Below are 21,377 nucleotides of genomic sequence, written 5' to 3'. Positions count from 1 at the left end.
GCAGTTCAGCTAAAGGCAGATTTGCCCCATTTCTTAGCTGTTGAACCAACTGTCTTAATGGCTCCCCATGACTTATCAAAGGACTTTTTACCTAATTTTGCCGACCATTCAAAGGCTTTGCTATCCTTTGCTTTTTTGGCAACTGATATGGTGCTTGTGACAGCGTCATGCAACTTGCTCAATCCGTTGATAGCTTTACCAGTAAAATTCAAGGCCAACATGGCAGTCAGCACGCCCAAAATCAACTTACCGTGGTCTGCAACAAAGTTAACAACAGGTGTGATTGCCTTAACGATTGCTGGCATATTCTTCACCATGGTATCGATAAAGTTCTTAACAGCCTTTTGAAGTGGATCCAGTGCCTTCTTGAACTTCTTCGTCTCCGTGGCTGACATTGTTACTGAACTGACAGACGCTTCTGCTGAGCGCTTCATCAACTCAAACGGGTTAGACTCCTTCAACTGGTCAGATGCCTTCTTAGCAGTACCTGAAACGTTGTCAAAGGCTTTGTTCTGCTTACCAAGCGACTCAAGTACCTTCAATGAATTATCTTCACCCAAAGCACTCCACAGATTAGAAGCAAGTGTCGCTTCCTTCTGCTTGTCGGTCATCGTACCCATCTCACCAGTGATTTGCTTGAACATATCACCAGCTGTGACCTTACCTTCCTTGTAGCCTTGGAACATGTCCTGTGATTTCTTAGAGAACTCACTGATTGACTTGTCCATATGACCATCGTTCAAGCTAAGAGAGAATTCTTTGGTGAAATCCAGCAACTTGTCACCGTTGTAGGCACCACTCTTAATACCATTGGCAATCATTGAGAACGAATCTTTGGCAGATAGTCCCATTTGTCCCAGAACTTGGGTATACTCGGCCATGTTGTCGGAAATCTCTCCGCCCACGTCACCACCTTGCTTTTGCAAAGTGAACAGATTGTCGAAGTATTCTTCATAACTCATATGCCATGCTTTTGTAGCATTCTGAGCACCCTTCAAGACCTCTTCAGTATCAGCACCAGAAGCCTTTGAATATTGGGTTACCAGCTTCGTTTGCTCTGCCAGTTCACCAACCTCAGCCTTTGGGTTCATCTGCTTCAACTTGGTATAAGTCTCAGTCAAATCTTGAACAGATTCACCATAACCTTGGGCATACAGCTTGTTGATAGCTGAGATAGCTTCCTTGGATTCCTTGTAAGAACCCGTGGTCTTAGCTTGCAGGGCTGATACTTGTGACTGTTGATCATAGACAGCCGACACCAGTTTAGACACACCAGCTAGTGCAGCACCTGCAGCTGCAACGGTGGCCGTAAGCCCCAATTTGGTCTTATCAACTGCGCCAGTTAGTTTCTCAAACTTCCCACCTGCCTCAGTAGCGCCCTCATTCTTACCAATCTTAGATTGCCCTAAATCCAATTCTTCAAGGCTTTGCTTACCCTTAGCAATTGACGTAGCTGTCTTATCCAAGGCAATCTTTTGCTTACTGATGGACTCACTTGAAGCGTCACCAGACTTGGTCATCTTCTCAAGTTGTCGTGACTGGGCTTCATACAGTTGAGATTGCTTATCAAGGGTACGTGATAGGCCTTCCTTTTGAGCTTTAAGGGCTTCTTCTTCCTTACCTTCGGCCTTCAATCGTTCAACATAAGCGTCCGTCTCCTTGATGGACTGTTGGATTTCCTTGTTAAGACCAGCAATTCCAGACTCTTGGAGTTCGTAAGCTTGTTTTGCCTTGGCTTGCTGCGCAATCATAGAGTTCAATTGACGCTCTGCCGTGGTTATTTGACTAGCGTACTTCTGATAAGTAGCTTCACCGGCTTCAGTTGAACGGTTAACTTCAGCTTGCTCTTGTCGCAACTTTTGCAGCACGTCTTGTTGTTTTTCAACTGACTGGGATAGCCCTTTGTACTTAGCTTCAGATGCCCCAATTTCATCACCAGAAGCCTTCATCTGGGATTCCATTTGCTTCCACTCGTTTGTTGAATCCTTAACAGCGGACTTCAACTCGTTAAGGCCTTGGGTGGCTTTTGCAGTGTTCAAGCCGATCTCTGTCGACATTAAGCCGGCTACTTTTTCTTTTGCCATGTTTACCTCCTTTCTTTTTTATCCAAGTGATTGATACAGGTTCATCATGGCGTCTGGGTTCTGCATTTTGTCTTCTTCTGAAGCATTCATGACTTCCATCAACTCTGCATAATCAGCTTCTTCGATGTCGTCTAAAGACCAGTGCAAGTTCTGCATGGTATCTTTTTCAAACATTCTTAGATCAGCCAGATGGTTTGTGTATGCCATCACTCGTTCAATCGGGGTTACTCTAAACCCTCATCGTCATCAGTTTCCGTCAAAGCCTTCTCAATATCAGCTTCTGACATACCCATCAAGCGCATGTTCAAGCGTTGTGCAATTGCCATAACGTCCTCTTGACTCAAATCTTCAAGTGCTTCAATCTCAGCTGGCTTAAGCTTCAACATGTCGACAACGTATTCTGTTAAGTTGTCCAGTGCGCCCAGTACAGCTTGTAGTGATTCAACCCGTGCGTCCTCTTGCATAGAATCTTCCAACGTGGCCATCTTCAATTGAATGGCGTATGTCTTCTTTAAATTCTTAACTGAAGCCTTAACTTCAAAGGGTGCCTTACGCAATTCCTTAAACGAAATTTTCATCATGTATTCCTTTCTTGGGTACAAAAAAAGGAGCCCACCTGATTATTCAAGTGAACCCCCGTTCATATTAGGGCTTCTCACCCCATTTGAGCCTCTTTATTGTCGTGGCTGTAGGACAATTGGAACGACCTTATACGCTGGGCGTGGCAGGTGCCGGAGCAACCGTAGTACCAAATACATCAGCTTGCATGGCTGCCTTGTCGAACTTAGAGTCGAGGTCTGAGTAAACCTTCATAGCCTCGTTGTTCCATGCTTCAACACCGAATGAAGTGAATGTCAGTTGGTCATCAACACGGACTTCGTTGTTCGTATCAGTTTGTACGTTGGCTGCATTTTCTTGTACTTCACCATTAGCAAAGCCAAACCAAATTGAGTTAGTACGCTTGACGTTTTGCGTTTCGATCGTCATAGCAACTCGGGGGCGGTCACCTTGTACGAATCCACCCTTACCATCCGAGATACGTCCAAGCAACTTTTGCTTTACATCGAATGGCAAATCATTAAAGTCCAAAGCAACTGATGGTTCACCCTTTACTTGAGTTTGGTCAACCTTAGAGTTGTTACCGTATACCGGCGTACCATTAGCTGAGATGTTTGTGATGTTGGCTGACTTAGCACCAAGCATCTTTGTGGTTACGGGAAATAGACCGTCTGCTGACAATCCTGCATTACCCTTCAATAGAGCACCTGTTTCCTTATCACGCAATGCCAACGTGATAAGCTTCAATCCTGCAATAGCCATAAAATGTAATTCCTTTCAATAAAAAAATGAGCCAACCGTTATTGGTCAAGCTCATCAAGTGTCATTGTCTTATTTACTTCAATAATTTTAATAATCTGCTGTCCATCGGTTTGGCTAATATCCAAGTACCGTGGCTGGCTGTCTGTAATACGCCATGAGAAGCTCTCTAAGGCCTTGTACAGCGTTATCTCTTTACTGATAAGGTTCTCTTCGTCAAGCCCATAGAATACCTGCAAACGGTACCCAAAGGCTATCTCATTGAATGAGTTACCACCATATCCGGTTACGTCTGAGTTGCTCTCAGTAATTAGCACTTGAGTGACATTCTTATTGTCGATAACTTCCTCTGGAATAGTATAAAAGTATACTTGCCAACCGGGGAACACTGAATGAACAACGTTACTAATCTCTTGCACTGGTGTCATTGATTGTTCCTCCTATCGATAATCTGCTTGTATACTTCTGCCTGAGCTTCAACAATCTTAGCCTGCAACTGTGAGTCGTTACGCAGGTTATCGATTGCATGGTCACCGTTAATAGCAACCTGGCCACCATGCTTGTACTTGCGACCTTTTGAGGTGTACATCGGAAACTTAGTACCGTTCTCGATGAAGTTAGCAATGTAAGCTTTGTCCTTTGAGAACCCAACTGTTGATGAGCCATTTTTCATGCCGTCTACATTGGTACTCTGCGTAGTAACTGAATCAGCTAAGTGTGGGTCTTCACCCGTTGTGCGGTGTCGGTAGTGATTAGCCTTGTACTCTGTTTCAAGTTCCTTAGCAAACACATCAGCACCTGCCTTAGTAACCTTAGCCTTATCATCTACCGTCATGTTGGTTGATACTGCTTCAGCGTCTTCAATAAAGGCGTTCAAAATGTCCTCTAATGATTGTTCTGCCATACCTATGCCCTCCGTTTTAGAGTTACGAAGTCATACGCAATAATGGCATTACTTTCATCTGGTGAGTATTGCACAACGTCGTACATCACGCCGTCAATTTGAGCAACCTTGACACCTTCCACAGCAGTGTTATGGCGTACCACGATAACCTTAGTGTTATCGAGTGCTGTACCTTGAATTTGATACTGTTGGTTCAACGTGCGGAGTTTAGGTGCACACCATACACTGAATTGTTCCACAAAAATTTTATGAATAGAACCATTATTAGCATTCTGTTTAGATTCCACAGTACCAAACGCGACCTTGCGATTGAACTCAGCTGCCCTCATGTTGTTCCTCCCATTCTGCATACTTACCACGCAATTGGCCAACAATAGAATTAACCGTAGCATCCATACCAATGGCTCTAGTTTCTGTCATACTGATGCGGTACGTGTATAACGTGCCAGCATAGGCATAGACAGCAGTTTCGTAACGGTCAACAACAGTAGGTTGAGCATAGAAATTGTCATCCGTTCCAATTGCATCCTGGATGTAATTTTCAGCTGCAGACAAGTAGCCATTGATAATTGCGTCATCATCAGCAAAATCAACGCGCATTAGTGTCTTGAATTGTTCAATATTGACCGTCATTTAACTCACCTGCCTATTAAGCTTGCGTTCCGGCTGCAGCAGCTTGTTGAACAGTCTTTGCAGGTTGGTCAGCAATAGCCGTGAATGAACCAGCCACAAATGCATCGGCATCGGTTGTCTTAACATCAAAGCGATCAATAACACGTAGCTTCGTCAAGTCCTTTTCAAAGGCACCACCACCGATGTTGGTTGACAACAATGACATATTTTCACGGTCAAACAACGTCACAGCTTGCTTCAAGTCACCAAAGTACAAAGGCATTGCACCCTTGTTTGAAGGCAACCACTTGTCAGCGATTTCGATTACTTGCTTACCCTCAATCATGTAGTTTTCAGGTTGAGTAACATCACGTTGCAACAAGTAACGTCCGTCTGCGTCCTTAACCGTTGCCAAAACAGCAATACCAGACGTGTTAGTCATGAAGAATGACGTTGCACGGATAGTTGGGTCAACAGCAGTCAACGCCATCTTCTTGATGTCATCGAACGTTGCCAATGTTGGCTTAGTTGGTGCTGCGTTCATAGCAGCGATGATGGCATTGTTACGCGTAACAACAACCTTCTTCGCAATCCATGATGACAACCATGCCAAGATGTTTTCTGCCGTATCCTTCAACAACGTGTTAGTTACCGTCGTGATACCTGCGTAACGCTTAATCAAGTACTTGACGGTTGATAGCTTAGGGTCGTCGTTGTCGGCAATTACACCATCTTCTGCATCCAAGTTAGTCAATGGCGTGATGTCCGACCACTTCTCAAATACACGTGAACCGTTAGGCGTTCCAACCTTTTCAACGTTGACGTATTGCTCCAATGAATCATATTGACGCTTCAACGTGTTGATAGCCGTCTCAATGTCTTGTGGAATCGTCAAACCAATTGCGTTTCCATTTTCGTCAGTTGATGATGAAACCAAGTTGACCACCTTTGGGTCATTCTTCATCATTCCGACAAAGTCCTTAACAAACTTGTCCTTGATATTGACCTCTTCGTCGTTCAATGGCTTCTTGCCAGCCTCTGGGTCGTTCAAGACTGCATGTGCTTGGTCTTCAACGGCACGATCATAGTTGTCCTTCGCCAAGTCACGCTTAGCCTTTGCAACTTCGATGTCGTTCTTAATTGAGTTAATAGCGTCAACGTCTGCTGCGTCGTCGTTTACCAACAAAGCCGCCTTGTTTTGCAAGTCAGACAATCGTTGTCCAGCTTCAACCCATGCGTTGTTTAATGATTGAATATCCATATTTTTTTACCTCGTAAATTTATTTGTCTAGCAAAATAGCCAACTTGCGGGCTTTCAAATCGTCCACAGGCTGGCTATCAGTCTTGTTATTCATTTCTTTTTGCTTCTCATTAGCTATGATGTTCATCAGCTTGTTAATGGCTGACTTAGGTGGCAATGCAGCTTCCAGTGAATTAGTCACCAGTGGCGCATTTTCATCTACAAACAAGATACTGTCTGCGAACCCCTGATCAACTGCATCTTGTGCATTCAGCCATGTTTCGTTAGACATCATTTGCAACAAATCAGCTTGTGACTTACCTGTCTTTAGTTGATAGGCATTCGCAATTGACTTATCAGTGTTGTTTAGCATTGCTGATGCACTGTCCATGTCATCAGAGTTGCCACCTTGGGTAGTTGATGCCTTGTGAATCATCAGTTGAGCGGTTGGAGCCATATTCACCGTGTCCCCGGCCATCGCAATTACAGATGCAGCACTAGCTGCTAGTCCTTGCACATTGACCGTGACGTTGCCTGGATATGCCTTCAACTCTGAATAGATTTCACTGGCCGCGAACACGTCACCACCAGGTGATGAAATATTCACCACAACATCATCAACTTCACCATCATTCAATACGTCTGCCACTGACTTAGGACTTGTATAGTCCATGCCAAAGTAGTCATAAAACCATGCGCTATCGTTATCCATGACAGCGCCCTTGACGTTAATTTTCTTCATCTTCCTTTTCACCTCCCTTCAATACTGGCTTAGGCATAATTGCAACCGGCATATCATCAGGCAAATATCCTTGGTTTCGCACCAGATATTCAAATTGGTTTTGGCCAAGTGCACCTTGCTTAACAATATTTGCCAACATACCAAGATAGTCATCACCCATTGGGTCAATAGCTGGTCGCATGTCTGCCGTGATGTTCGCTGAAAGCTTAGTGTTTAACTCACCAACAACGGCACTTACAAAGCGATTAAGCGCGTTTGCGTACAGCCCTTTGATTTGGTCAAGTGACGATTGTTGGTCGCCTGTACCGTTCAAATAACTATCTGGTACGCCATAAACCTTGGCAATTTGGGTCGAAGTCCAATTGACCTGTCCCAAAAGTGCTGCAACATTGCTTTTGATTTCTAACGGCTTAAACTCTTCCAAATCATCAAGCACAATTGGACCGCCATTTGAAGCGGTGTATTGACTCATGAACTGCTTGGAACGTGATGCCTTGGTTTTCCAGTCAAGCAAACCCCCACCCTTGATAGACAGCACACCGTTTGCATTAATCGACTGCTTCAACGCTTGAATTGTGAGCTTGTCGCTCTCTCTTTTTACGTTTAATTCGTTGCTTAATGCCGTGAGTGGACTGATACCAGTCAAACCACCGTTTGTACTCATCAATCGAACGTGAATAATGTCACCCTGACCAAAGAATTGCGTACCAATCATCGGTTCATCGAATGACACTTGATATAACAACCCGCTACCGTCATCAGTGATGTACGGTTGAACTTGTGAAGGCCGTAATTGTTCCCAACGTTGGTCTTGTCCGTTAGCATTGCGCCAACGATAAGCAAACGCTTCACCGTTGAACAACATTTGAGCAAAGAATGACTGCCAGAATGCGTGCGGGTTAGTTCGTGGATCAGGGTTATTCAAAATACCCTGTGCACGTGTTGCATCCGCAATTAATCGTGAGCTTGCAAGGTCGCCGCTGACTTGTGAAACCAGCGAATACAAATCACTGTTATGAATTGCTTCACGCACAGACACGTAATCTGAATTACCACCAGTTAGAAAGTTGACAATGCCGTCATCTAAACTACCACCGTCAGAACTAGCAGCGAACATGTTGCTAATCTTAGGTGGCTTGAATACTGCCATACTCCTTTACTCCTTTCTGTTAGTGTTGGTGCCATTGTCGATAAGCACGACGCCATATCCGGCAACAGCAAGTGCAATAGTCAGTGAAATCCCACCGAAAAATGCATTAATTGTTAAAAACATGGTCAAAACAAAAGCGACTAGTGCCAAGCTGAACAAAATAACGTCCAACCTAGCCCTAATCGCTCGTGCAAAGCCTTTAATTTTCTTAGTAATCATCAAGTAACCCGCTTTCTGCGCTGTTGAACCAGTCCGCAACTTGCTGTGCACTCATGTGTTCAACTTGCCATGTGGCATCATTTACCATTCCAAACTCTTCAAAGTGATACATCGCTTGTGTCATGGCGTCTATAATAGCGTCCACAACGTCAATTTTTAGCGTGGCTTTTGTCTTATCAACTTGAATTCCCACACTATCTTCACGTAACACGGCATTCAACAACGCCTTTTCCATTGTCATGTCGTCTAATCGGTCAACCGAATTCTCAACAAAGATGCGTTGTAAGAACTTGGTGGCGTCTTTCAGCTCACCTGTACACTGCCTAATTGGTTGCAGTGGGAACACTGAATTGTTTTCCAGCATCTTCACCATGTTAGTGGCTCCCATTGCATCGTAACCAAAGAACAGCACGTCCAAGTCATTTTCTTCAACATAATCAAGCAACCAAGCGTTGCTCTTATGCTAGATTTACGGACAGATTTTTCTCTGCCCTGTAAACTAATAGCAGAGGAGCATTTTTTATATGATTCGATATTCACCAGAATTTAAGCAATCTCTTGTCGAGATGCACAACCAAGGGCGTTCTTACACTGAACTAGCCGCTGAATACGGGCCTTCGGCCGATTCAATCCGTAACTGGGTCAAATTGTACACAGTCCACGAAGTGGACGGCGAAAAATGGACGCAAGCTGATGTAAACGCATTACAAAAGGAAAACGCCAAACTTCGCGAAGAACTTGAGATTTTAAAACGAGCCGCGGTGTTGCTTTCGAAGTACAATTAACGCAAAATCGCGAGTTAGGACTGGAAATCATTGACCGGTCACTCGCAATGGGACACCGCATAACAAGCGTTTTATCGGCTTTGAACATTGCTCGAAGCACGTATTATCAATGGAAAAACTGGCAACCTAGCCAACGAGAAACACGGCGTAATGCTCTGAAAACGGCAATTAAAGCCGTTTATAACACCAATCGTGGCATCTATGGCTACCGTCGTATCGCAGCGTTCTTGCGCTTCATTTTGAAGACTGATGTTGGCGATCGTTTGGTTTGGGAACTCATGAATGAGCTCAATCTCAAATCTCGCATGGTCAAGAAGTCATACAAGAAGCCAACAACAACCACTGACACACCTCAAAAGCCCAACCTCATGAAGAAGTTGGATAATTTGAGTGGCGTTCTGGCAACTGACATTACATACATCCAGTTGATGAATCGTGAGTGGGTTTATCTGGCAACCGTCTATGACCCAGAAAAGCGTCGCGTAGTCTCATACGGACTAAGTCCAGAGATGACCAAGGAATTCGCAACATCCGTCGTAGTTAAGGCTCTAAGAGCCAACGGTAAGCCAAAGATGATTCACAGCGACATGGGAAGCCAATACACTTCTAGCCTGTTCGAAGGAACATTACAAAACTCTGGAATAAATCACTCTTACTCCCGTAAGGGGCATCCTTACGATAACGCTCGTATCGAGAGCTTCCATTCGCTCATCAAGCGCGAAATGATTTATCACGAAGAGTACAGGACCATTGATGATGTCCGGGTGTCTGTCGAGTGGTATGTGAACTGGTACAACAACAGTCGCATCAACTCACGCACTGATTGGCTTCGGGCCGCCTAGACCAATGTCTGGTTTACTTAATCTCGATTATCGGCACCAGCCGGTACGACACAGTTTATAAGCCGTCACTTGTGAATTTCAAAAATTCGCCTTGTGAAGGCTTATTTACCGCACGCTACAACTTGTGAAATCCGGCCGGTTCACAATCTATACCACTCGTTTTCTCTCGACGGAAGGGCTGAGCCCTGTTCCGCCTACAAAAACACCCAGAAATCACGCCATTTTAGGCTGAAATCCGGGTTTTGAAAATTTTTCGGAGTCCGGCACCTCTCGGTGCCGAAAAAACCTGTCCATAATCTTGACATCAGCGCCCGTAAACTTCGTCGTCATTAATCATTCCTTGTTCGTGGCTAGTAATGGTGGCATAGCCAAGTCGTTCAGCTTCACGGTAGTTGATACCGTCCTGCTTCTCTTTGGCTTCAATAGAACCAGATTTATGCCACGGTATGAATGAGTGTTGTTCAATGTGCCATCGTCCATTACCTTCTGGATCAACATAAGGATAAACAAACGCAAGTGCTGTGTTATCGGACATCATTGAGTAGTCGAAGCCAATGTAAACTTGGCGTCCACGTATATCGAAGTCTGGAACAACAGCGCTTTCAACATCAGCCAAGTTTAAGAAGCTGTCAGTTGATTGTGCCAGCCACATGTTCATGTTTTTGGTTTGGAACGCTGGCAAATCACCTTGCAGCATCTTTGTATCGCGTTCAGTTGTCAAACCCTTTAGCAAAACTTCCCGTTGACCAGCCAAGTCGAGCAGTGGATTAGATTTCACCCAAGTTTCTGGCATAAAGGTCTCATCCAAGCTATCTTGCGCCCAAACTAGCACCAAATTGTCGTCATTTGCGCGGTTCCAGTCCTGTTCCATGATTTGCTGGCCAGCCTTTTGGTCGTCATGAAACGGCACCGTTGGGTCTGGGTATGATGTCGAAATTTGAATGAATTGCTTGTTAGGCACTTTGACCTGGCCAGAAGTAATCTTGGCAATCTTTTCACGACTCTTAACTTCACCAATTTCATCAAAAACGGCTGTCTTGAAGTGGAACGAGTCGTATTGCCCTGATTCATGACTAATGGCTCGCATTACATTGTTGAAATTCTTCATAACAATCTGGTCATTTTGAACTTTCAATCCTGATTCAGTAGCCAACGATCTCCATGGGTCAACCATCGTCATCTTATTAAGTGCTGTTCCAATATACCCGAACAATTTACTAGTCTGTTTCCAATTGATAGATGCAACTAGATAGTCTTGGTTAGACAATCCAATTGACTCAATCATGAAGTCATAGGCCATAAGAATAGCCATTAGATAAGTTTTACCTTGTCCGCGCGCAACTGACAGAATAGCCGTTGTATATCGTTTGTTACCAAGGTGGTCACGCCACCCAACCAACTGAGTTAGCGCAAACTTTTCCCACGGCATAAGTGGCATTGGTTCACCGGTATCAACATCAGGAAATACACTCGCAAATTGAAGTATCTTGTTGGCTTCCCTGACGTTGTAATGGTAATCGAACGAATCATCTGTTTCTGAACGCACCAAGTCTTGAATATGCCGGAACGCTGCAAGCTTAATCATGTAGCCAGCCAGAACATCACCATCTAGGACACTGAATACGTACTTTGTTCCAGCGTCCTTGTATTTGGTTCTGATATCTGCGTAATCACCATGTAGTTGCTGGTACCAACCTAGAACGTCGTGTGATTGAGTTAGATCAACTCTCATCGTCACCACCTCCATTCAATAGCGCTTGCAGTTGTTCCGTAGCACTTGGTTTGTCTTTTCCGTCGTCCAAACTCAATTGCATAAGTTCAGCACGGCTGGCAGGCGATAAACCAAGCTCACTACCTAATGATTTCAACTGCTTAATGGCATCCGAGTAAATCTGTGTGCTTGGGTTGCGCTTATAGCCCGTCATATCGTTAGCAATCACATCACCGGTCACTGGGTTAACCACCGTCTTATAAACTTTGGTAACTTGACCATTCTCTTTGATATCTTCATAGGCATTTCGATAAATCTCGTATTGACTTGCGTACATTTCAACCAAATTCTTATCCAATGGAGCCATCTTGTTTGAAGCATTAAGTACGGGCACCATTTTACGCCACATAGCACTTGCAATCTTGCCTAAGTGATGTGGCGGTGTCAGCGACAAAACCGCGTCAGACTCGCTTTCATAGCTTTTTCGTGGCACCTAACATCACCTCCTTAATTGCTGGGTACCCCCCTATTAAAAATTTTTCAAAATCAAACTTTTCTACAAGAACACAGTAATGTGTGTGCTCTTCTTTTGAGACACCCAGGGGCGGGGTCATTTAATTTTCAGAACGTGTTCGAGTAATTATGCCGGACAAAATAAAAAGCGCTTAAAACGGCTCTCATTGCGTTTTAGCGCTATCCATAAAATCTGGTAAGTACTTAATGTCGGGCACTGCTGCCACGTTCTTCAATTCGTTCCCTGCTCCTGTACCGTAATACTCCTGCTCCCAACGTGTCTTGCCAGTGTGGCATGCAGCACAGATGGTTGCTAGGTTGCTTAGGTCATCACGCTTGCTTGGATCGAACTCATAAGGAATGATGTGGTCAACTATCTTGCCTGGCGTCATCCGTCCATTCGCCTTGCAGTATTGGCATAGGTAGTTGTCACGCTCTAGCACTGCTGGTCTTAGTCCATTCGTCCACTGCTTAGTGCGGTAGAACTTATCCTGTTCCCGCTTGGTATCATTGCGTACACGTTGCGTCTTGTTGTACTTGTGGTAGTACTGTGACGTGTGCTTAACGTTCCACTGCTTCCGCTTAGCTTGATACTCTGCTTCATGTTCGATGTGCATAGCGCAGTAGTGGTTTGGTTCTTCTGCTAATCTGTGGCATCTAACACCGGCTGGACTGACGTATCTGCATCGTGTCATCTTAGCCATGTACCTAATTCCTTCCTTAATTAGTAATATGTATGCACCGCGTTGCCTGCTTAGCATGTACATACTTCTTCATGCGTGCTTCATAATGTGGCTGGCAATATGTCCAACCTTGTTTAATCAACTCACGGCAACAAATCTCTGCACACCTATGCATTCTCATCGAATCGACCATCAAACGCCGTGTTGCGTGAATATTGCTTACCACCGTTAGTAGCTATATCAACCAATTCTTTACCACCATAAATGTACGTGTATTCCCCACGATTGACATTGTTACTCTTAATCAACTTACCCATTAAGTTCTTGTGCATGTCGTCGCTCCTTTTCAGTGCAAAATAAAAAGGCTACCCGATTGGATAACCTTTAATAACTAATGTATCTGATGAGTTTCGAACTCATTTATTACTAAACCTGAATCTTTCATCTCTCAGAATGGAGATCAACAATTTACTGCATTACCTAATATGCTACAAATACGTGCCTATTTGCTCAACCTAATCAACATTAATAGATGGACTATCTTATAACAATCATATAATTAATCGTTAGTAGTCTCTCTAAGCAAATATTCCCAATAAAATTAACCATATCATAATGAACATGATAATACAAATATTTTCAAGTTTATGCAAGCGGTTAGGATTTGCACCTAACATGATAGTGCTAGGCTTCTTGAGAAGTGGCCACGTCCCATCTAGCACCATTTCGTTGCTCTCTAGTCCAACTAAGCGTCTACCTATTCCGCCACACATGCTTTATTTCAACTTTTCTACTCTATCATAATAACTTGGATCGCCCGCACCTTGCATGCGGCACTTATGAACCATATACGCGCTTTTTCTTCGTAAAATTTGTCAAAATAAAATAAAAAGGTAACAATCTAACTGATTGCTACCTGATGTGAATATGCCGATAGTGGGATTCGAACCCACAACCAATTAAGGGACGGATTTTAAGTCCGCTGCGTATGCCAGTTCCGCCATATCGGCTTATAAAAGCAAAGATTGATAGACATCTGGGTGAGTGTTGTGGCCATATAGGGATGAAAAGGCCTAAGATCTATCAATCCATGCCATGTTCCCTACTGGTCTCGAACCAGTGACCGGACGGTTATGAGCCGTCTGCTCTAACCAACTGAGCTAAAGGAACAAAAGAATACTTCCAAATACAGCGAGTACGCATTCGGAAGTATTAAAAATTACTTATCAAACTTTTCCTTGATGTCTTCAACTACATCTTCTGCAGCATCCTTAACATCTCCAAAGGCATCCTTGGCCTTACCCAATAGTCCTTGGACCTTACCTTCTACCTCACGAGTTTCATCTCCAGTAACCTTACCTTCAACTTCCTTCGCCTTACCTGCTACTTGATCCTTTGCGCCATCAATCTTGTCTTCTAAAGCCATGATCGTACCCCCCTCAGGTTATCTATAATATGTTACACACAAATGGTATATCCACTTGGCTAAATAGTCAATAAATAATTAATAAATTGCGCAACTAATAACTGCTGCTTTCCTTAACTCGCAGATCATCAACGTCAGAAAAATTATCAGCGAACAACAGAAACGCTTCATCGATAATCTCTTGACCACGTCTAGTGCTGTAACCAGTCAGTGCTTCTACTTGTAACCATTCTAAGTGTCGGACGTATCGCAACCACATGAAGTGCCTGTGTGGCTGTGTCATGACTTTAATGGCATGGACCACGGCGTCGTAGTAGTACACAGCGTTAGCGTGATTAGTAAATCGTTCATCGTTGGCATTTCCAAATGATCGCGCACTTGGCATGTCTGAAATTTCAACTGACTTCAAATCAACATATCCCATATCAGCCATGTTAACAATACGTGGCCACTCACTATCAAAAAACTCTCGAACCGCTTCTCTTGTTGCCTTCTCATTCACCGCTGGTAAAAGTGCCATTCCTACGTCCTCCGAACCATGTTAAAATGAACTTACCTTGAATTCTTTTACATGGCGCTGGACTTCGGTCTGGCGTTTTTTGTTTACCATAAGTGACCGTAATTAGTGACGGCTTCGTCACCAACTTTCCGCCACTCTGTCACTTTATGGTCCACAATCTCATCAAATTGTTTTAGCAGCTCTGGCTTACCGTGTTTCAAGTCCAGCCAGTCGACTCCCGCATACTCCATAAGCACACTCATAGCAATCCAACGCGTTGCGTGCTCGTTAAAGAATAGTTGCTCATGCTCATATAATGTTTCCGGTTGTGGCATTATTCTTCCCCCACTTTTCTATCGTAATTTCATCCACCTATGCTTCTTCTACCCAATAGTAATAGCCAACTAACCACTTGCTGACCATATGCTTGATGAGCCACTTGCTACTTGTGCGATATGCCTGACGCTTATTCCACGTCCGCACAATCACGCGATTGCCGTCTGGCGTATAAGCGAGTTTGAAGTAGCCTTGCTTATCTCGGAAATAGTAATACTTACGCATTATCCTCTTCTTTCGAGTCGTTCATTTGATATACCTTCAGATATGCATCACGCCATCCTTCTACTGCCTCTACTGCACGTTGTGCCTTACGTTCGTATTTGCGTCGCGCTTTATCAGCTTTATATGTCCAGTATGCATAAATACCAATTACAATCCACAAGATTGCCTCGCTAATCAAATGTGCCATTATTCTTCCTCCATCTTCATGAATACCAGCCAATGCGTTTTTTCACGTTTCTGACCAAACAATGGTTTGTATGGTATCTCGTTCAATAATTCCGTTAGATTGATTTGGCTATCATTCCACTTAAAAACCAAGGTACCGAACGGTTTTAAAACTCTTATAGCTTCGTAAAATCCATCTCGAATTATGAATGGCCAAGACACTTCATCAAGTACACCATACTTTTTAGCAAGCCAACTGTTGGCGCCAGCATGAATTAAATGTGGCGGATCGAATACCACCAGATGAAAAGACTCATCTGGAAATGGCAAGCCTTCAGACCAATCAGTAATCACGTCTGGTGCAACATCAATCACATGTCCGCTTGGTAATTCTTCAAACATTTGGCGCTTATCAGAAAATAGAGCATTTGGATTATCCTTGTCGAACCACATCATGCGGCTCCCTGATGTCATGTCTAGAATTGGTGGTAATGCCATTATTCTTCTACCTTTACCTTTCGTGGTTGTAAGAATCCGTTTTCGCCGCCGAGGCGTTCGATGACTTTGTCTGCTTCTGATTTTGAATACGTAATAGCTATTCCCTCATTGATGATGAGAATATCCCTATCATCAAGATCCATGTTGACGAATTGGTTGCCATTAATTGAGCAACCGGTAATTAACACTTTGTATCTCGGCTCTTTCTTCGGTACGAACTCGACGTGTTCTAACCACCATTCACCAAGAAGCGCATCGGTAGGCATTCCTGAAAAATTAATTTCTTCAACATCTTGCCGAAGTTCGTCATCGTCATTTACATCATTCATAAATCCTTGAAGATTGTCGTCGCCATTGTCTTCCTTAATCATTTTCAAGACATCAATCACATCAGCCGGCAACTCAATTACACGTTTCTCAACAGTTGCGTTTTCTGCAGCGCTTGGTTCAACATACATTTCAAGTTGACTAACCGGAATTCGCATCACATCGGTTTCATTTAGAAAATACGGCTTCTTAGCTACAACCGCTGTAGTTCCATCTGGCAAATCAATTACATACTTAGTCATTACTTCCCCTCCAACTCAATCCATGCATTAATCCCTTCGCTACGCTTACTGTTACGCAGTTGATTGGCCAGTTGCATGTTCACAACGTGTTGGTGAATATCCTTCTTCTTGCCATTGATCACTTCTTGCCACTTAACGATAATCATCTTATTTCCTCCATACGGGCTCGCAGTCTTTTCACCCTTGGCTGTTTACGTTTACTCGACTTCTTCTACTACGTCGTTCTTGAGAACAATCAGTTGATTCAATCCCTCGATATATTTAATTGACTCATCTGCCTTATGCCCCAAGTCTTGAATGCGTTCAACCGTCATTTTGTAGAAGTTGTCTGCATCTTCTTCGCTAGTGTTATAGGCTAGGTATGCAAATTTTGCACTATCGCGGTAGATGTCATGCGAAAACGCACTGATGTGATCCATTTTTAGACGTTGTGCAGCCTCTGCAAGGTCGGTTTTGAGTTCATCTGGAAAATCATTCGAGAAGACGTGATACACAGTCACGATAACCTTACTATGTGGGTTAATAACCATACCCACCTCGCCGCTTTGCCAAACTTGCGTGCCGTCCTTTTGCGTCCTAATCAATTCCGCATCCATGTTGAATTGATTAAGCCAATTCCTCCAATTGTTCTTCAACGTCTTGAAACGTTCTTTCATTTGATCCTCTGCGTGAATTGACAATTCATACTGTTCAATCTTCTTAATCCCCATCTTTTCCTCCTAATTTTAGAAACGCTGTAAAACACGCCTGCCGTTAGCTGTACGCCCATTTGCGGACTGGGCAGCTAATCGGTCAGCTCGTGTACTTCTAAGCTCTGACAGCTTCTCTGCTGTCCCCTTAGCCATATCTTCAACTAATGTATAGCCAAGCTCTTTAGCCATGCGTTGATTTTGTTGATCAATCTGTTCTGCAGTCGGTTTACTTGGTCCGGTTTCACGTTGAATCGGCTGGTTCCCGTACCGTGTTTGCTGAATCTTTTGAGCTTCACTTTCATATTCACCAACAGCCGTTGCATTAGTAGCGCCAGCATTTAGCCACTTATTTAAGTTATTCTCAACAGCCATCGCTGTCTTACCACCATTTTTTGCAGCTGCTCGAATTGCTAAGATGATTAGCTTATTTGCTTCTTCATCAGAATCAGCATTATGAACAGCTAGTTCATACAAGTTCGTGATGTCTTGAAACATAAAGCCGTTTTCTTTTAACCCAGCTTTTTGCCATTCAATAATGATTTGTTTTTGATTTAACATAGTTACTCCATTGGCTGGCTGGTTGCTATATATCGTTACGTATACTATGAAAGCGGCTAGCCAGCGGGCCACACTGTGTTATTAACTTGTGTTATTAATATGTGTTCTTCTCCTAGACTTTTTGTCCGGTAGGGTACCGACTTTTTGTCCGGTAGGGTATAGACTATTTATCCGGTAGGGGGTTCACCTTAATACTGCGTTTAATAACTTGCTTAGTGCCTTCCTTGTAATGCAATTCAATCGTGATGTATCCATATTTCACCAATTGACTGATGAGCCTAGAAGCAGCATCAACCGTTAATTCGTATCGTTGTGCAAGTGCTGCATTACTGATATAAACGTCACCGTACACATTAGCCAGTGAGTAAATTTCACCAAAGAATAGTTTTGCGTTTGGTTTCAATCGGTTGTCATGAGCTACTACTGCTGGCGTGTTTAGATAGTAATTAACACCTTTAAAATCTTCCGCCATATCTCACCGCCTAGAATGGTAGATCATCTTCGTTAAACGAAGTTGCATCGTTACCGTACATTTGATTAGGTGTGAATCCACCTTGCTGTGGTTTTTGACTGTTGAAGTTGTTTTGTTGAGCCGGTGAAGAATTGAAACCGCCATTGCCTTGTTGCATTGATTGCCTCTTGCGTTGCTCTGTCTGCTCTTTTGTTTCAACTAAAGTAAAGTTACTTACTGCTAGTTCAGAAACGTATACACGCTGTCCTTGTTGGTTCTCATAGCTTCGTGTTTGCCACGAGCCTTCCAAGCCAGCCTGTGACCCCTTAGCCGTCATATTGACAAAATTCTCGGCAGCCTTGCGCCAAATCACAAAGTTGATGAAGTCACTCTCACGCTCTCCGCTTGCATTAGTGAAATCTCGATTTACTGCGATGGTTCCTGACGCAACTGCTGTACCCGACGTTGTGTACTTAATTTCAGGCTCCTTAGTAAGCCGTCCGATTAGTGCGACGTGATTCATTGTCTATTTCCTCCATTCGCTTGAACGTCATAATTCTAAGACGTTGCAATGTTTCAGGGTCTAACTTGATACCCTTAACGTGATATTTCTGTTCAAATGCTGGCCACCCAATGTTGTGTGCTTCATTGTGGTGAACTCGGCATAATGCAATCAGGTTCTTTTCTCTGTGGTCTACCAGATTTCTGTCGTTACCCATTCCAACGGTGTCAATGTGGTGGACATCAGCAGGGCGTCCACACACCACACAGCTTCGGTGGCTCAATGATGAATACATATAGGCTTCTACATCGTCCATATACGCCAAACCACTCTTAGACATCGGTATGTGGTTCTTAACTGCGTAATCAAGCAGGTATGAAATAAATTTCCGTGCTGTCGTCATATCTGTATCAGCAAACGAAAAATGTTGATCACCTGTTTCTGCTTCATAATAGAATTTCATCCACCACTTAGTTTCTTCTGGTGTATATCCTGACCACTTCGCTATCTCACCGATAATTGCATATGCTTTTTTTCGTTGTACACGACTAATACTGCGTTCATCAGCAATGCTAATAACTGCCTGTGGTCGTTCTTCTGAGGTGTAGAGTGACAACATAGCCAGCTCTTGCGCATCTTCCACCGACATTGTTACTTTATTGCCGCTGATGTTAGTGATACGCCCCCAAATATCCATTAATTAATCCCCTGATTTAGCCAATCGATTATTTGATTCTTCTGCGTATCATTTAGCTTGTTGAATGCGTAGAAGTTAGCAATGTTTGTTTGGAACGCATTACTGATTTGTGAATAAATCTCTTCTTCAGTGAGTGAGTGCTTATTTTGGTATTGCTTTGCCACTGCACCAAACTTCGAGTTAAGCGGGTTCTTCGCTTGCGTTTGTTGCTGGTTATTACCTTGTTGCTTAGCTCCAGTTTGCCTGTTATCCATGCTGTCAGCGTCCTTAGTATCATCAATACCAAACAACCCGCCCAAAGCGTATTTATGCGCATACGATTCTGCACTACCCGTAATCTGGGAAGGATCCATACCTTTCTTTGCATCCGGTTCACGACTGAATGCCGTGACTGACTCGATTTCACCATTCTCGTTCCTAATGGTAGAGGTTGCTTTGATGTAGTACCTATCACCAATCAAAACAACATCGTATGTAGTCGTGACAGATACGTTATGCTTCTTCTTAAGTGGTTTCAGCGCCGCCTCAATGTCTTCTGCATTGCGATACGAATACTTACTGAAGTCGTTATACTGCCCTTTTCCGACTTCTAATTCACTTTGAATTTCAATAAGTTCTTTCATCAATAAGCCTACTTCCACATTAATGTCTTGGTTGGTGTCTGGATTGTGTGTCCATCAAGCAACTCATCAACAACTTCGCCATACTTAGCCTTTAGCTTGTTCGGCGTCTTCAAGCTCACAGCGTCCCAGCCAAAGCGCTCCACGAACTCACGCTTCAATGCATTGTCATTATCTGAAATTTCCGTCCTCATACCCTCGCGATATTGTGCATGACTGAATGTGACGCCCTCGTCAAGACGACGCTTAACTTCTGCATCAATCGCTTTGACAGCTGGTGCAGCGACCATCTTTGATGTGTACTTCAATTCTTCCAATGTGTCGTTATCAACTTGCTCCAACAACTTTGGGTTTGTAAGTTGCTCCATCGTTGCAATCTCGCCAGTCGAGATAATCATTCCCATTTCACTCATAAGTCTGTATCCTCGTATTCATCCATGTAATCGTTAAGTGCTTCTTCTTCATCTTTTGGGTCATTAAATGGATCAATTAATTCATCGAACATATTCAGCCACCCAGTTCAAAACGTCAGCAACACCCGTTTCAAACTCCGAAACAGTTCCGTCATTGTTATCCCGTTGTTCTGCTTTGAAGGCTCGATTCATACGGTTTTGAGCTTCTAATCGCAATTCGTGTTTCATTTCATACCTCCTTGTGGTACTCTGGAGGAGTAAATCGTCCTAAACAGATTTACCCCTTTTTGCGCTTAACGGTTGCAGCCGTTAGGCGTTTTCTTTTTGGTAACGTCCACGATAACGAATCGATGACAGCGTCACCTTAGACACTCCAATAGCTGATGCAATTTCACTTGATGATTCACCTGCGTCTCGCATCTTCTTGAACACTTGGTACCGACTTTCGTACTCATCTCTCTTCACCTGATTTTCACCAGGCGCTACCCAAGTAGTACGGTGTTCCAAACGACCGTTATGTTGCAGAATGCGCTTACGCTCTGCTTCGATGTCAAACTCCTTATCTGGTGCAAAGCTGTAATGCAACTTCGCAACACCTGTTGATCCAATATCATAATCCGCCATGATCGTCCTCCAATATTTGTTTTGTGGCTTCAATAAGATGGTGCTTTTCTGACAAAAGACGATGTACATTCAACGCCAACCAAGGCGGCATTAAGATGCCAGAAAACTTTGCTTCACGCATCATGTTCAACGAATTCTCGCTAGTTCCTAATTGTTCAGCCAACTCTTCGTCGAACAAGTTTTCGACACCTTGAACGATGAAGATTGAAAACAATTGTTTCGGTGAAATCATCACCGGAGTAAACTCATCCATTTCCATTCCTTTCTGGGTCGCACACCCCAAGACACACACCAACATGT

35 protein-coding genes, 2 tRNA genes and 2 pseudogenes are annotated in these 21,377 nt (G+C 43.6%); 2 read left to right on the top strand and 37 right to left on the bottom strand.

Annotated features, from left to right (window positions below; translation table 11 throughout):
* Nucleotides 1–5 precede the first annotated feature (5 nt).
* The 13 genes and pseudogenes from ACAW68_04755 to ACAW68_04695 form a co-directional block, all read right to left on the bottom strand.
* Complete coding sequence (locus ACAW68_04755; protein XGA16873.1) at nt 6–2,084, bottom strand: phage tail tape measure protein; 2,079 nt, start codon at nt 2,082–2,084, stop codon at nt 6–8.
* A gap of 18 nt (nt 2,085–2,102) precedes the next feature.
* Nucleotides 2,103–2,258: a hypothetical protein gene (locus ACAW68_04750; protein XGA16872.1), complete on the bottom strand. Its 156-nt coding sequence runs from the start codon at nt 2,256–2,258 to the stop codon at nt 2,103–2,105.
* A 50-nt stretch (nt 2,259–2,308) separates the two neighbouring features.
* The gene (locus tag ACAW68_04745) at nt 2,309–2,665 is read right to left on the bottom strand and encodes a phage tail tube assembly chaperone (GenBank protein ID XGA16871.1); all 357 of its coding nucleotides are present in this window, start codon (nt 2,663–2,665) and stop codon (nt 2,309–2,311) included.
* Between the two features lie 127 nt (nt 2,666–2,792).
* Nucleotides 2,793–3,404 (bottom strand): phage tail protein, encoded by a 612-nt coding sequence (locus ACAW68_04740; GenBank protein ID XGA16870.1) that lies wholly within the window; start codon nt 3,402–3,404, stop codon nt 2,793–2,795.
* 38 nt (nt 3,405–3,442) lie between these two features.
* Nucleotides 3,443–3,829: a DUF806 family protein gene (locus ACAW68_04735; protein ID XGA16869.1), complete on the bottom strand. Its 387-nt coding sequence runs from the start codon at nt 3,827–3,829 to the stop codon at nt 3,443–3,445.
* Complete coding sequence (locus ACAW68_04730; protein ID XGA16868.1) at nt 3,826–4,305, bottom strand: HK97 gp10 family phage protein; 480 nt, start codon at nt 4,303–4,305, stop codon at nt 3,826–3,828. The genes ACAW68_04735 and ACAW68_04730 overlap by 4 nt, the downstream gene beginning before the upstream one ends.
* A 2-nt stretch (nt 4,306–4,307) precedes the next feature.
* Nucleotides 4,308–4,634, bottom strand: a complete 327-nt coding sequence (locus tag ACAW68_04725; protein XGA16867.1) for a phage head closure protein — start codon at nt 4,632–4,634, stop codon at nt 4,308–4,310.
* Nucleotides 4,621–4,938 carry a head-tail connector protein gene (locus ACAW68_04720; protein ID XGA16866.1) on the bottom strand — a complete coding sequence of 106 codons (318 nt, stop codon included), beginning with the start codon at nt 4,936–4,938 and terminating at the stop codon, nt 4,621–4,623. Before ACAW68_04720 ends, ACAW68_04725 begins: the two co-directional genes overlap by 14 nt.
* 16 nt (nt 4,939–4,954) lie before the next feature.
* Nucleotides 4,955–6,178, bottom strand: coding sequence for a phage major capsid protein (locus ACAW68_04715; protein ID XGA16865.1), 1,224 nt, complete (start codon nt 6,176–6,178; stop codon nt 4,955–4,957).
* 19 nt (nt 6,179–6,197) lie between these two features.
* The gene (locus tag ACAW68_04710; GenBank protein XGA16864.1) at nt 6,198–6,899 is read right to left on the bottom strand and encodes a head maturation protease, ClpP-related; all 702 of its coding nucleotides are present in this window, start codon (nt 6,897–6,899) and stop codon (nt 6,198–6,200) included.
* A complete protein-coding gene (locus ACAW68_04705) occupies nt 6,886–8,049 on the bottom strand; it encodes a phage portal protein (protein XGA16863.1) in 1,164 nt (387 codons plus the stop codon). The genes ACAW68_04710 and ACAW68_04705 overlap by 14 nt, the downstream gene beginning before the upstream one ends.
* Nucleotides 8,050–8,055: 6 nt before the next feature.
* On the bottom strand, nt 8,056–8,268 hold the full coding sequence (locus tag ACAW68_04700; protein XGA16862.1) for a DUF1056 family protein: 213 nt from the start codon (nt 8,266–8,268) through the stop codon (nt 8,056–8,058).
* Nucleotides 8,258–8,716 (bottom strand): annotated as a pseudogene (locus tag ACAW68_04695) (terminase TerL endonuclease subunit). Before ACAW68_04695 ends, ACAW68_04700 begins: the two are co-directional and overlap by 11 nt.
* Nucleotides 8,717–8,792: 76 nt before the next feature.
* Between ACAW68_04695 and ACAW68_04690 the strand changes: the two are divergent.
* Both ACAW68_04690 and ACAW68_04685 read left to right on the top strand, forming a co-directional pair.
* Complete coding sequence (locus tag ACAW68_04690) at nt 8,793–9,053, top strand: transposase (protein XGA16861.1); 261 nt, start codon at nt 8,793–8,795, stop codon at nt 9,051–9,053.
* Between the two features lie 20 nt (nt 9,054–9,073).
* The gene (locus ACAW68_04685) at nt 9,074–9,895 is read left to right on the top strand and encodes an IS3 family transposase (protein ID XGA17002.1); all 822 of its coding nucleotides are present in this window, start codon (nt 9,074–9,076) and stop codon (nt 9,893–9,895) included.
* 313 nt (nt 9,896–10,208) lie between these two features.
* On the opposite strand, the pseudogene ACAW68_04680 reads toward ACAW68_04685, so the two are convergent.
* The 24 genes and pseudogenes from ACAW68_04680 to ACAW68_04565 form a co-directional block, all read right to left on the bottom strand.
* Nucleotides 10,209–11,627 (bottom strand): annotated as a pseudogene (locus ACAW68_04680) (terminase TerL endonuclease subunit).
* Nucleotides 11,617–12,099, bottom strand: a complete 483-nt coding sequence (locus ACAW68_04675; protein ID XGA16860.1) for a phage terminase small subunit P27 family — start codon at nt 12,097–12,099, stop codon at nt 11,617–11,619. Before ACAW68_04675 ends, ACAW68_04680 begins: the two are co-directional and overlap by 11 nt.
* Before the next feature lie 184 nt (nt 12,100–12,283).
* Complete coding sequence (locus ACAW68_04670; protein ID XGA16859.1) at nt 12,284–12,823, bottom strand: HNH endonuclease; 540 nt, start codon at nt 12,821–12,823, stop codon at nt 12,284–12,286.
* Between the two features lie 146 nt (nt 12,824–12,969).
* Complete coding sequence (locus ACAW68_04665; GenBank protein XGA16858.1) at nt 12,970–13,134, bottom strand: hypothetical protein; 165 nt, start codon at nt 13,132–13,134, stop codon at nt 12,970–12,972.
* Nucleotides 13,135–13,730: 596 nt separating this feature from the next.
* Nucleotides 13,731–13,812 (bottom strand) — tRNA-Leu (locus ACAW68_04660).
* An 86-nt stretch (nt 13,813–13,898) separates the two neighbouring features.
* Nucleotides 13,899–13,972, bottom strand: a tRNA-Ile gene (locus tag ACAW68_04655).
* A 49-nt stretch (nt 13,973–14,021) separates the two neighbouring features.
* On the bottom strand, nt 14,022–14,228 hold the full coding sequence (locus ACAW68_04650; protein ID XGA16857.1) for a CsbD family protein: 207 nt from the start codon (nt 14,226–14,228) through the stop codon (nt 14,022–14,024).
* A gap of 94 nt (nt 14,229–14,322) precedes the next feature.
* Nucleotides 14,323–14,748 (bottom strand): ArpU family phage packaging/lysis transcriptional regulator, encoded by a 426-nt coding sequence (locus ACAW68_04645; protein XGA16856.1) that lies wholly within the window; start codon nt 14,746–14,748, stop codon nt 14,323–14,325.
* Between the two features lie 83 nt (nt 14,749–14,831).
* Nucleotides 14,832–15,062 carry a hypothetical protein gene (locus ACAW68_04640; GenBank protein ID XGA16855.1) on the bottom strand — a complete coding sequence of 77 codons (231 nt, stop codon included), beginning with the start codon at nt 15,060–15,062 and terminating at the stop codon, nt 14,832–14,834.
* 37 nt (nt 15,063–15,099) lie between these two features.
* Complete coding sequence (locus tag ACAW68_04635; GenBank protein ID XGA16854.1) at nt 15,100–15,288, bottom strand: hypothetical protein; 189 nt, start codon at nt 15,286–15,288, stop codon at nt 15,100–15,102.
* Nucleotides 15,281–15,475: a hypothetical protein gene (locus tag ACAW68_04630; GenBank protein XGA16853.1), complete on the bottom strand. Its 195-nt coding sequence runs from the start codon at nt 15,473–15,475 to the stop codon at nt 15,281–15,283. The genes ACAW68_04635 and ACAW68_04630 overlap by 8 nt, the downstream gene beginning before the upstream one ends.
* Nucleotides 15,475–15,951 (bottom strand): SAM-dependent methyltransferase, encoded by a 477-nt coding sequence (locus ACAW68_04625; GenBank protein XGA16852.1) that lies wholly within the window; start codon nt 15,949–15,951, stop codon nt 15,475–15,477. The genes ACAW68_04630 and ACAW68_04625 overlap by 1 nt, the downstream gene beginning before the upstream one ends.
* The gene (locus ACAW68_04620; GenBank protein XGA16851.1) at nt 15,951–16,520 is read right to left on the bottom strand and encodes a hypothetical protein; all 570 of its coding nucleotides are present in this window, start codon (nt 16,518–16,520) and stop codon (nt 15,951–15,953) included. Before ACAW68_04620 ends, ACAW68_04625 begins: the two co-directional genes overlap by 1 nt.
* Nucleotides 16,520–16,666, bottom strand: coding sequence for a hypothetical protein (locus ACAW68_04615; GenBank protein ID XGA16850.1), 147 nt, complete (start codon nt 16,664–16,666; stop codon nt 16,520–16,522). The genes ACAW68_04620 and ACAW68_04615 overlap by 1 nt, the downstream gene beginning before the upstream one ends.
* Nucleotides 16,667–16,717: 51 nt before the next feature.
* Entirely contained in the window at nt 16,718–17,230 is a 513-nt protein-coding gene (locus ACAW68_04610; protein XGA16849.1) for a hypothetical protein, read from the bottom strand.
* Between the two features lie 15 nt (nt 17,231–17,245).
* Nucleotides 17,246–17,770 carry a hypothetical protein gene (locus ACAW68_04605; protein XGA16848.1) on the bottom strand — a complete coding sequence of 175 codons (525 nt, stop codon included), beginning with the start codon at nt 17,768–17,770 and terminating at the stop codon, nt 17,246–17,248.
* Nucleotides 17,771–17,933: 163 nt separating this feature from the next.
* A complete protein-coding gene (locus ACAW68_04600; protein ID XGA16847.1) occupies nt 17,934–18,242 on the bottom strand; it encodes a helix-turn-helix domain-containing protein in 309 nt (102 codons plus the stop codon).
* A 10-nt stretch (nt 18,243–18,252) separates the two neighbouring features.
* Nucleotides 18,253–18,744 (bottom strand): single-stranded DNA-binding protein, encoded by a 492-nt coding sequence (ssb, locus tag ACAW68_04595; GenBank protein ID XGA16846.1) that lies wholly within the window; start codon nt 18,742–18,744, stop codon nt 18,253–18,255.
* Entirely contained in the window at nt 18,710–19,420 is a 711-nt protein-coding gene (locus ACAW68_04590) for a putative HNHc nuclease (protein XGA16845.1), read from the bottom strand. The genes ssb and ACAW68_04590 overlap by 35 nt, the downstream gene beginning before the upstream one ends.
* Nucleotides 19,420–20,043 carry an ERF family protein gene (locus ACAW68_04585; protein ID XGA16844.1) on the bottom strand — a complete coding sequence of 208 codons (624 nt, stop codon included), beginning with the start codon at nt 20,041–20,043 and terminating at the stop codon, nt 19,420–19,422. The genes ACAW68_04590 and ACAW68_04585 overlap by 1 nt, the downstream gene beginning before the upstream one ends.
* An 8-nt stretch (nt 20,044–20,051) precedes the next feature.
* Nucleotides 20,052–20,453 (bottom strand): hypothetical protein, encoded by a 402-nt coding sequence (locus tag ACAW68_04580; GenBank protein ID XGA16843.1) that lies wholly within the window; start codon nt 20,451–20,453, stop codon nt 20,052–20,054.
* 81 nt (nt 20,454–20,534) lie between these two features.
* Entirely contained in the window at nt 20,535–20,681 is a 147-nt protein-coding gene (locus ACAW68_04575) for a hypothetical protein (GenBank protein ID XGA16842.1), read from the bottom strand.
* 81 nt (nt 20,682–20,762) lie between these two features.
* Complete coding sequence (locus ACAW68_04570; GenBank protein XGA16841.1) at nt 20,763–21,077, bottom strand: hypothetical protein; 315 nt, start codon at nt 21,075–21,077, stop codon at nt 20,763–20,765.
* Entirely contained in the window at nt 21,064–21,330 is a 267-nt protein-coding gene (locus ACAW68_04565) for a hypothetical protein (GenBank protein XGA16840.1), read from the bottom strand. The genes ACAW68_04570 and ACAW68_04565 overlap by 14 nt, the downstream gene beginning before the upstream one ends.
* Between the last annotated feature and the right edge of the window lie 47 nt (nt 21,331–21,377).

Source organism: Weissella confusa, from assembly GCA_041871065.1.
Classification (GTDB): Bacteria; Bacillota; Bacilli; order Lactobacillales; family Lactobacillaceae; genus Weissella; species Weissella confusa_A.
This window is presented reverse-complemented; position numbering and strand designations above follow the sequence as displayed.